General features: G+C 45.0%; 8 protein-coding genes and 1 pseudogene. 3 read left to right on the top strand and 6 right to left on the bottom strand.

The window, feature by feature from the left end; translation table 11 throughout:
* Window positions 1-84: 84 nt before the first annotated feature.
* On the bottom strand, window positions 85-774 hold the full coding sequence (gene nblR / locus PN470_RS15485) for a response regulator transcription factor NblR (RefSeq protein ID WP_002744217.1): 690 nt from the start codon (window positions 772-774) through the stop codon (window positions 85-87).
* Between the two features lie 70 nt (window positions 775-844).
* The gene (locus PN470_RS15480) at window positions 845-1,366 is read right to left on the bottom strand and encodes a hypothetical protein (protein WP_272104767.1); all 522 of its coding nucleotides are present in this window, start codon (window positions 1,364-1,366) and stop codon (window positions 845-847) included.
* A 189-nt stretch (window positions 1,367-1,555) separates the two neighbouring features.
* Between PN470_RS15480 and crtD the strand changes: the two genes are divergently transcribed.
* Complete coding sequence (crtD, locus tag PN470_RS15475; RefSeq protein WP_271939263.1) at window positions 1,556-3,067, top strand: C-3',4' desaturase CrtD; 1,512 nt, start codon at window positions 1,556-1,558, stop codon at window positions 3,065-3,067.
* Between the two features lie 225 nt (window positions 3,068-3,292).
* On the opposite strand, the gene PN470_RS15470 is transcribed toward crtD, so the two are convergent.
* Window positions 3,293-4,630: a histidine phosphatase family protein gene (locus PN470_RS15470; RefSeq protein WP_272104766.1), complete on the bottom strand. Its 1,338-nt coding sequence runs from the start codon at window positions 4,628-4,630 to the stop codon at window positions 3,293-3,295.
* A gap of 402 nt (window positions 4,631-5,032) precedes the next feature.
* Between PN470_RS15470 and PN470_RS15465 the strand changes: the two genes are divergently transcribed.
* On the top strand, window positions 5,033-6,277 hold the full coding sequence (locus tag PN470_RS15465; protein ID WP_016515358.1) for a DUF4912 domain-containing protein: 1,245 nt from the start codon (window positions 5,033-5,035) through the stop codon (window positions 6,275-6,277).
* Window positions 6,278-6,401: 124 nt separating this feature from the next.
* On the opposite strand, the gene PN470_RS15460 is transcribed toward PN470_RS15465, so the two are convergent.
* Together PN470_RS15460 and PN470_RS15455 are read right to left on the bottom strand one after the other, a co-directional pair.
* On the bottom strand, window positions 6,402-8,054 hold the full coding sequence (locus PN470_RS15460) for an acetolactate synthase large subunit (RefSeq protein WP_016515359.1): 1,653 nt from the start codon (window positions 8,052-8,054) through the stop codon (window positions 6,402-6,404).
* Window positions 8,055-8,274: 220 nt separating this feature from the next.
* The gene (locus tag PN470_RS15455; protein WP_002782775.1) at window positions 8,275-8,754 is read right to left on the bottom strand and encodes a hypothetical protein; all 480 of its coding nucleotides are present in this window, start codon (window positions 8,752-8,754) and stop codon (window positions 8,275-8,277) included.
* A 664-nt stretch (window positions 8,755-9,418) separates the two neighbouring features.
* Here PN470_RS15455 and PN470_RS15450 point away from each other — a divergent pair.
* Window positions 9,419-9,847, top strand: coding sequence for a transposase (locus PN470_RS15450; RefSeq protein ID WP_271939252.1), 429 nt, complete (start codon window positions 9,419-9,421; stop codon window positions 9,845-9,847).
* On the opposite strand, the pseudogene PN470_RS15445 reads toward PN470_RS15450, so the two are convergent.
* Window positions 9,833-10,203 (bottom strand): annotated as a pseudogene (locus PN470_RS15445) (IS4 family transposase); the annotation flags it as partial. The gene PN470_RS15450 and the pseudogene PN470_RS15445 overlap by 15 nt on opposite strands.

Raw genomic sequence — 10,203 nt, 5'->3', positions numbered from 1 at the left:
GGGGTGTGGGGTGTGGGGTGTAGGGTGTGGGGAAAATAAATAAAAATAATCTCCTGACGACCGACGACCGGCTCCTATCTCCTGTTAAGATTCGCGTAAAACGTAGCCGACACCGCGCACGGTATGAATGAGGCGTTTTTGACCACCAGCTTCCATTTTCAGGCGTAAATAGCGAATATATACCTCAATAACGTTTGATTCTCCTTGAAATTCATCTCCCCAGACATTTTCGAGAATTTGATCCCTTGATAATACTTCTTTCGGGTGAATCATCAGGTAGCGGAGCAGTTCAAATTCCTTCATCGTCAACTCAATATTTTTGTTCTTATAGGAGAGACGACGAGTGGCTAAATCCAATACTAAGTCACCGAAGCGCAATTGTTCGGGGATAGTTTCCATCGGTTGCAGGTAAAAACGGATTAATTTGAGGAAAGATTGCGAATTATAGGGTTTGAGAAAATAATCGTCGGCTCCCGCTTCCAAACAGGCGAGACGTTCTTCTAGAGTTTCTTGAGATACTAATAAAATAATATAAACGCGACTTCCCTGGGAACGTAAACGACGACAAAACTTTACACCGGCCTCCGCCGCGAGGAGGCGATCGAGTATAATCATCGCTGGCTGCCAACTTTCCACTTCTGGGAAAGCGCTATCAATGCTAGGCACAATCAGGGGACGATAACCTGCTTCTTGCAAGTTCGCACTAGCTAGTTTAGCGATATTCTCCTCAATTCCCACCAAGAGAATCGAAGAACTCAGAACTGGTGTACTCATTAGTCGGCAGCGGTAAAGAAATAGGAAAGATAGGGAGGCGACTGGCCAATTATACTTAATTCATTCTTGCCTAACCGATTTTAGATAAAAAAGTTAACGCTGTGGTGCGTTGGACAAAATTACCATTGACAGACCAACCGGTCACTCGATCGGGGGACGACCAGAGGCTAAGATGATCTACAGGGGGATCCGCATAAAAATTTTCTCCACCGCTACCCAATAAACAGGAACTCCAATGGGTAAAATAATCATGACTAAGGCGATAAATGGGAAAATTACCGATTAATGGCACTCCCCACCCGTCCAGAGCCATTAAAGCTCGAATTTTCACCCCTTGAGCTTGCCAATAATAGGCTAAAGCGATCGCATTTACCACCCCCGCACTAAACCCAATCAAGGTTAGGTCTTCTCTGGGTAAAAAAGCTTCATTTAAGCAAGAAAAAGGAGAAATAATAATATAGGAGCGTAATTTGACCGATTTGCTCCCCAGATGTCCTAAAAAATCCTCCGTCAATCTAGAATCATGAAAACCAGTACAAATCACTAAGGTATTGACACTCTCGTCCTTAAAAGCGAGGGATTCTTGGTTCATAGAGTTTCCTTAATTAGTAGTTTAAATGAGCCTAAACCCTTAAATAGCCTGGAATCCAACAAAGCAAAAAGCTTTTTTTATTAAAATTGCTTTTTTGAATTCTGGTGAGCCTTACTTGGCAAGGCTTGCGTCGATTATTTTTTGCTAACATATCATAACTACTCTAGAAGAGCCATAATTGTTAAGAAAATGACGCGAATTACCGTTATTGGTGCAGGGATTGGCGGACTAACGGCGGCGGCATTATTGGCGCGTCGAGGTTATCAAGTCACAGTATATGATCAGGCGCTTGTCCCCGGGGGTTGTGCCTCGACTTTTTCCCGTCGGGGTTTTACTTTTGACGTGGGGGCAACTCAAGTGGCAGGATTAGAAGTAGGGGGCATTCATCAGCGCATTTTTGCCGAATTAGGGATAGATTTACCCGATTCTGTCCCCTGCGATCCCGCCTGTGCCGTTTTTCTGCCGGGGGAAACCAATCCGATTAATGTCTGGCGCGATCGGCAAAAGTGGCAAGAGGAAAGACAAAAACAATTTCCGGGCAGCGAACCTTTTTGGCAATTATTACAAAAACTCTTTCAGGCAAGTTGGCGTTTTCAAAGTCGCGATCCAGTTTTACCCCCGCGCAACTGGTGGGATTTAGGGCAATTAATCGCCGCTTTGCGTGTAGATACTGCCATTACCTTCCCCTTTACTTTGATGACTGTGGGGGATGCTCTGCGATTATACGGCTTAGAGAGGGATAAACGCCTAAAAACTTTCCTTGATCTCCAGTTAAAGCTTTATTCCCAAGTTACTGCCGATGAAACCGCTTTACTTTATGCCGCCACCGCTTTAGCAGTTTCTCAGTCTCCCCAAGGTTTATCCCACCTTCAGGGTAGTATGCAAGTATTAAGCGATCGCCTAGTAACAGCTTTGGAAAAATACGGCGGTAAATTGCAAATGCGCCACACAGTAGAAAAAATACTGACAGAAAAGGGAAAAGCCACTGGAATTATCGTCAGAAATCAAAAAAATGGCCAAATACATCCAGAAATGGCCGATGAGATTGTCGCTAATATCCCGATCCAAAATTTACCACAATTAATCGATCGCGAAGCCATTCCCAGTCTTTATCACCGGAGAATCGAAAAACTTCCCCCCGCATCCGCTGCTTTTGTGGTTTACTTAGGAGTCGATCGCGCTGCTATTCCCCCCGATTGTCCCCCCCATTTGCAATTCCTCTACGATTACGATGGCATAATCGGCGAAAATAACTCTTTGTTTGTTTCCGTGAGTAAAGAAGGGGATGGCCGCGCTCCAGTGGGAAAAGCGACGATTATTGCTTCTTCCTTCACCGATACCAGTCTTTGGTGGCGAAAAGGAGAAGATAATTATCAGCAATTAAAAGCAGCATACACCCAAGAGGCGATCGAGCGTCTCGGTAATTATTTCCATCTTAGTCCTGATCACATCGTTCACATCGAATCAGCTACTCCTCGCACTTTTGAACGGTTTACGGGGCGAAATCAGGGCATTGTCGGCGGTATTGGTCAAAGACTGTCCACTTTTGGCCCTTTTGGCGTAGCGACGCGCACTCCGATCCCCCATCTTTGGTTAGTAGGAGATTCCACCCATCCGGGAGAAGGCACTGCCGGAGTCAGCTATTCGGCACTAACGGTAGTTAGACAGATTGAGAATCAATTAAGTAGTCGTGCAAAATAAATTTCCTAGTGAAGATAGGCAAGAGGCAATAGGCAATAGGCAAAAGCTTTATCGAAATGTGTAATTAATTTTGCTTAGGTACTTAGCTTCTAGTTAGCCGTAATTATGAATTATGAATTATGAATTGGGAAGAATAAATAAAAGCAATCTTCTGAATACTGAATACTGAATACTGATAACTGTTAACTGTTAACTTACCCACTGATAACTGATAACCGATAACTGTTATAAAGCGCCGGCTGCCGTGCGATCGAGTATTCCCGCTCCTAGATGAGAGGTAATATTAATTGCTTGCAGGACTGGTTGAGAGTCAACTCCTTTAGGATAATCGATAACACTAACCGCGCCATTTCCCTGTTTAATATTCCAGAAATTAGCGGGTTTTAAACCCAATAAATAACAAAGAATCACCTTATTAATGGCATCGTGAGCTACTACCATAATTGTCTTAGGACTATCACTATTACTATAGGTTTTAACGATTTGCTGCCAACAAGCGATCGCTCGATCCCAAACTTCCTGTAAATTCTCCCCTTCCGGCATTTGCACGGTTTCTGGGGCATTTTTCCAGTCTTCTAACATCCCGGGGAAACTCGCTTCAATTTCCTCCTCTAATTTGCCTTCCCAAAGTCCGTGACAGATTTCTGTCAGATCCCCTTGGGTGTCTAAGGTGACATTGGGGTGATATTGCAGGATAATTTGGGCAGTTTCCTTGGGACGGGATAAAGGACTGGTGACAGCGTGATTTATCGCCGTTTCTCGCAGAAATTCGGCGGCTTTCTCAGCTTGGGCTTTGCCATTATCATTGAGGGGAATATCACGCACACCTTGAAAACGTTTATCCCGATTCCATTGGGTTTCTCCGTGACGCACCAGCAGCAGCCTCGATCCTTGGAAAGGAGGACGCGGTGGGGGTAAAGCTATCCCTAAGTGTGCCGTTTGATTGAGGGATTCCACCTGGACAGGATCACCAAAATCACCCGTAAAATTGAGAACATTAACGCAACAGTTAGATTGTTGGAGGGAATGGTATAAGGAAACTGGAATACTGATGGCACTGAGGATTAAACAGCGATTAATGCCGTTATGGGCAACAATGAGGATAGTTTGGCCCTCGTGTTGGGGAATAATTTCTCGCCAAAAATCCTGCGCTTGTTGATAGAGGGAGAGAACGGGATAATGTTCCTGACCATCGGGCAGTATCATCTTAAATTCATGAGGTTTTTGGTGCCAATCCCGATATTCTTGGGGGTATTGAGCTTTTACCTCCTCTTTGACCATATTTTCCCAGATAGGCAGATCGATTTCTAGTAACTGCGAAGTGGGTTGAATGACGGGAGAGTGATTTAAACGAGACTGAATCACCTCAGCAGTAGATTTGGCTCTTTGGAGAGGACTACAGTAAAAAGCGGCGATATCGATTTGACTGAGGGCATTTCCTACTTTTTCCGCGTCCAGATGCCCTTTTTCCGTCAAAACCGAGCCATCACTGCGACCTTGTATTTTCTGCTCTGCGTTATAACTGCTTTGTCCATGACGAACAATAATCACACGAGTAGCCAAGCGGTTCAGTCTCCTTAACTAAAAGTCTCAATATCAGATTACAGGCGATCGGGATCGGAGTACAAATCAGTGATCAGTAATCAGTAATTAGTATAGTTCACTTGTACTAAAATATCGCCTACAGTTTCAAGGCAGCACAGCATATCAAAACTTCCTGATATAACAATCTCTTTGGGATCAAGGGTTTGGCGGTTTAGTCAAGAAACCATGACAATGTACTTGGTCAAAATCGGAATCTTGCTGTTTAATAGGTATTTATAACAAGCGATTCCCTTGATCCCCATCGAGTGGGTCTCTTGTTCACAAAGCAATCGATGAGTAGTTGGAAGGATTACCCAGATCACTGCTTTTGCAAATGCCCAAAAACATTTGCCGTCGTAACTAATCGGAGAGCGTCAACTCATGGTTCCAGAATACCCCCCCTTAGATGAGATGACCTTGCGGCAACTACGACGAGTTGCCAGTCAATACAGCATCTCTCGTTACAGTCGGATGCGGAAAACGCAATTAATCGAGGCAATTACCCAAGCTATGGGAGTAAGCGGCAATTTTAAATCTATTATTAAAGAGGAAAAACCAGTGGAAGCAGCAAAATTTGAATTAGGTCAAGCTAACCCGATCGAAGATATTCTAGGTTCAGTGGATGATGGTTTAGGAGATCTGCCCGGTGGCTACGGTGAAAATCGCATTACCCTCCTACCTCGCGATCCTCAGTGGGCCTATGCTTACTGGGATATCCCCAACGAATCAAAAGAAGATCTCCGTCGTCAAGGAGGACAACAGTTAGCCCTGCGTCTTTATGATGTCACCGATATCGATATCAATAGCCAAGGCGCGCATAGCGTCCAAGAATATCTCTGTGATGAATTAGCCCGGGAATGGTATTTACCGATTCCGGTCAGCGATCGAGATTATGTTATCGATATCGGTTATCGTTGTGCTGATGGTCGTTGGTTAGTTTTGGCCCGTTCTCCTTTAGTCCGCATTCCTCCCGTCTATCCTTCCGACTGGATTGAAGATATTTTTGTCACCGTTAACTGGGAAGAAGAACTGGTGGGTAAAACTGTTTACGAACTCGTCCCCCCCAGCAAACGCTACGACAGCAGCACCGGAACCACCGGAAGCCCTATCTACGACCAAATTTTCGAGAGTGTCGGCGATATGGAGGCCTTACGGGTGGCCGGTTCCTTGTTTGGTTCCATGCAGCACGTCGCTGGTTCCGTACCGATGTCGGAAGTGATCAGTTCTTATGTATTCCCCTCCGGGGTTGGTATGTGGGCAGTTCCCACGGTATCGGGACTAACCGCTTCCGGTATCGGGATCACTGCTTCTGGTATCGGTATGGGTGCTTCGGAAACCCTACAACGTCCGCGCAAATTCTGGTTAGTTGCCGATGCAGAATTAATCGTCTATGGTGCCACCGAACCCGATGCCACCGTAACTATCGGTGGTCGTCCGATTAAACTCAATCCCGATGGCACTTTCCGCTATCAGATGTCCTTCCAAGATGGTTTAATCGATTATCCGATTATGGCCGTGGCCGCCGATGGTGAACAAAATCGTTCTATCCACATGAAATTTACCCGGGAAACCCCCTCTCGCAATACCAACACTAAAGATGAGGCGGTTCTAGAATGGTTATTCTAGATCGGGTTTTCTAACGTTACCAAAGCCAACCTAATTACTTCCCCCTAACTGAATTTCAGTTAGGGGATTTTTTTCGAGAAGTTAACGGCAAGCTACCGAGGGGGTTGCTTGCCGCTATCAACTTCTATTCCCAAATCTGACAGCTTAGATCGCCCGATTTTTGGGAAAGACGCAGATTTTCACCGTAATCGACGGGAACATCGATCACCGTAGGCACCTCTTGCCGGAAAGCCTCCTCTAGTGTCGGGATCAAATCCTGAGTAGATTCCACCCGATAGCCTTTTAATCCCATACTTTCGGCAAATTTAACAAAATCGGGATTACCAAACTTAATAAAAGAAGAGGTCCCAAAATAGTTTAACTGCTTCCATTCGATTAAACCGTAACCGCCATCATTAAAGATGAGAGTGACGAAGGGAGTTCCCACCCGCAAAGCTGTCTCCAATTCCTGACAATTCATCATAAAACCGCCGTCTCCCGTCACCGCCACAATGCGTTTATCGGGATGAACTAACTTAGCGGCGATCGCACCAGGGATAGCAATACCCATAGCGGCGAAACCGTTAGAAATAATGCAAGTATTAGGACAATCGGAGTGATAATGGCGGGCCATCCACATTTTATGAGCGCCCACGTCACAAATAGCGATATCTTCCGGTCCCATCACCTGACGCAGATCGTAGATCAATTTTTGTGGCTTGATCGGAAAACCCGTATCATTGGCATAGGTTTCGTAATCGGCCCGAATTTCCGTCTTTAATCCCGCGGTGACAGGAGTTGGTTTATTCTGGCGATCGGCCCGTTTGAGGATATCGATGAGAGAATCGGTGATATCACCCACCACTTCCACCACCGGGGCATAACTGCTGTCAATTTCCGCCGGAGTCATGCCGATGTGAATAATCGGTAATTTCCCGTCTGGATTCCATTTTTTCGGGGAATACTCGATTAAATCGTAACCAACAGCGATAATTAAATCACTGCGATCGAAGGCACAACTAATCAAATCCCGTTGCTGTAATCCTACCGCCCAAAGAGCCAGAGGATGGGTATAGGGAATCACCCCCTTACCCATAAAAGTGTTAGCCACAGGGATATTCAAGGCCGTGGCGAATTCCGTTAAAGCCTCACTAGCATTAGCGCGAATTGCCCCATTTCCCGCCAAAATCAAGGGATTTTTGGCTTTAGAAATCACTACCGCCGCCATATTCAAAGTCCGATAGGAAGCATAAACTTTTTCCTGACTGTCGAGGGGCAAGGGACTACCATCGGCAGGCATAGCGGCGATATTTTCAGGAAGATCGATATGAACTGCCCCCGGTTTCTCACTTTGGGCGGTTTTAAAGGCTCTCCGTACCACTTCTGGGGTGATACCTGGCCGGACGATTTGTTTATTCCATTTCGTCACCGGGGCGAACATGGCCACCAGATCCAGGTATTGATGGGATTCAATGTGCATCCGATCGGTTCCCACCTGGCCGGTGATGGCCACCAAGGGTGCCCCATCCAGGTTAGCATCGGCTACCCCTGTCATCAGGTTAGTCGCCCCCGGTCCTAAGGTGGAGAGACAAACCCCCGCTTTTCCCGTCAAGCGTCCATAGACATCGGCCATAAAAGCCGCGCCCTGTTCGTGACGGGTGGTGATAAATTTGATCGAGGAGTTTTTTAGGGCTTCCAAAACATCGAGGTTTTCTTCCCCGGGTAGCCCAAAAATATACTCGACCCCTTCATTCTCTAGACATTTAACTAGAAGTTCGGCTGTGTTTAATTCCCCCATAATTCCCTCCTGTAGAGCTTACTTCATCAGTAAAGTCTCTAGAGATAGTTCATCCCGGCGGATTGAGGTTGTTGCGCTCAACTCGTCGGGATGATATCAGTAGACTATATGTACCAATGTAGCTGACTAAAATTTTGTTTAAGTCTATCCATATACTATTGTGACTTAGATCTTGACCCTTGGCAGATTATTTATTAGCACAATGGAGGGGAATTTTTTTTTAGGCCGTTAATTCTTCGGCAGCGTGGGCTAGTTGGGCGGCGACTTTGGCTAAATAGGGACGACTTAACCACCAGATAAACGGGGACAGCCAACCGCGCAGGGTGACAGAATAGGAAATATAACTACCACAGAGGGTTGATTCCACTTGGTAGGTCATTTTCTGTTCCATGCCGGGGATAGCGAGAACTCTGAGGCTGAGGAGTTCCCCAGGGCGGACATTTTCCACGAAAACCCGGATAGGAATGGGAGTCAGACGGGTGACAGCTTGATAGATTAACCCCGGTTTAGCGATTAAACCCAGGGGAACATCAGCCTTGGCAATCAAAGGATGCCAAGAGACATCGGCCACATTGATTAATTTTTGCCAGAGGACATCGACGGGGGCGCTACTGACCACCCGATAGGTTTTGTAGAGTGAAAACTTACAGAATAGTCTGCCTTTGGCCGCTACAATCCTTAGGGAAAAATTGAGAATCACCGATCGCCCCCCCGCAAAAATAATCCAGGTAATCTTCCATTGTAAAAAATAAATGGCTTTCTGGGAGTGTGGGCTTTTTATAATTTTAACTTAGCGTCAGCAGAAGTCCCTCGCTTGAGTGCGATCGAATGAATGCTCTATTTAATTTGCTGTCATAACGTATCAAGTCGGAGCGATCGCTAGACTAAAGAGATAACCAAATAGCCTCCGATGCTTATCGTCCCCAACGACTGATACCATTTTTCTTTATTTGCGTCACAACGAATGCAAGCTTAGCAAGCATTCGAGCGTGGATGTCTGTCATGGATTTAGAAATTTGGTATGAGGGCAGCTATTCCCGCCGTCGTCAAGTTTTTCTCCTGTCAGAGTTTGATACAATTGTCTAGGATTGGGACTTCTGCAAGGGATTGGGACTATACGGCTGATTTAGCCATTAGGTATTGTAAAGTTTCAATACAAATATGGTCATATATAGTCATTCACGGTAATATGTACAGACAAAACTATCGGACTAGGCAAAAAAAACAGGAATAAGTTATCGAACGGCTTGGAGATGGTGGAAACAAGGAAATTTAACAGGTTATCAATTGCCTTCTGGTACAATTATCACAACGGATGACAACCCTTCAAAACCCGACGCTGAGTTAAAAGACAACGGATAATAATGTTAGTAGCAGAAAGACACATTATCAAGAAAAGATATCGATTTTGGGCTGAGATAGATCATTTATCTTGGCAGTCTAAAAATCTCTACAACTCAGCCAATTATTTAATCCGACAAAACTTCATTTATGGTCATGGCTATTTGACCTATAATCAGATGGCCTCTCTCATGAAAAAGACAGAACAGTATCAAGCTTTACCCGCTAAAGTTTCCCAACAAGTTTTAAGAGGATTAGACAAAAACTGGCAATCATTTTTTGCCGCTTCATCGGAGTTTAAAAGTCACCCCGATAAATTTCTAGGAAAACCCAAAATTCCTGGCTATAAGGAGCAAAAAAAAGGACGAAATCTCTTAGTTTACACGATTCAAGCTATAAGCAAAGTAGGTCTTAGGCCTGAGAGGGGGACAAGCGAGCTAGAAGGTAGATAGGGCAAGCGATATCGCTCTTTGTCCTTTGATGTAATCCTTCAACCGATAGCGGCTAATTTGCATTAGCTCTTCTATATTTTTTTGGAACATTTGATGTAGCTGGAGCCAATGATAGAGATGTTGACCCACATAAAAACTGCTGTGTCTGCGTTGACCTTTATATCTTTTTTCAGGTCTTGTGACATATTTTTGGATTCCCATATTCTTAATTTTTTTACCTTGTAGTGTGGCACTTGTATAGGCGATAGCTATAACAATTATCAGCTTTGATAGGTATTTCGGTGCTAATTGAGAACCTTCTAAGCTATAGCCTCCCGACTTAAAATCTCGGAACATCTCCTCAATATCAAATCTTT

The organism is Microcystis sp. CS-574 (assembly GCF_028329095.1).
GTDB classification, from domain to species: Bacteria; Cyanobacteriota; Cyanobacteriia; order Cyanobacteriales; family Microcystaceae; genus Microcystis; species Microcystis ichthyoblabe_A.
The sequence above is the reverse complement of the archived record's forward strand: the minus strand, read 5'-3'. Positions and strand labels throughout refer to the sequence as shown.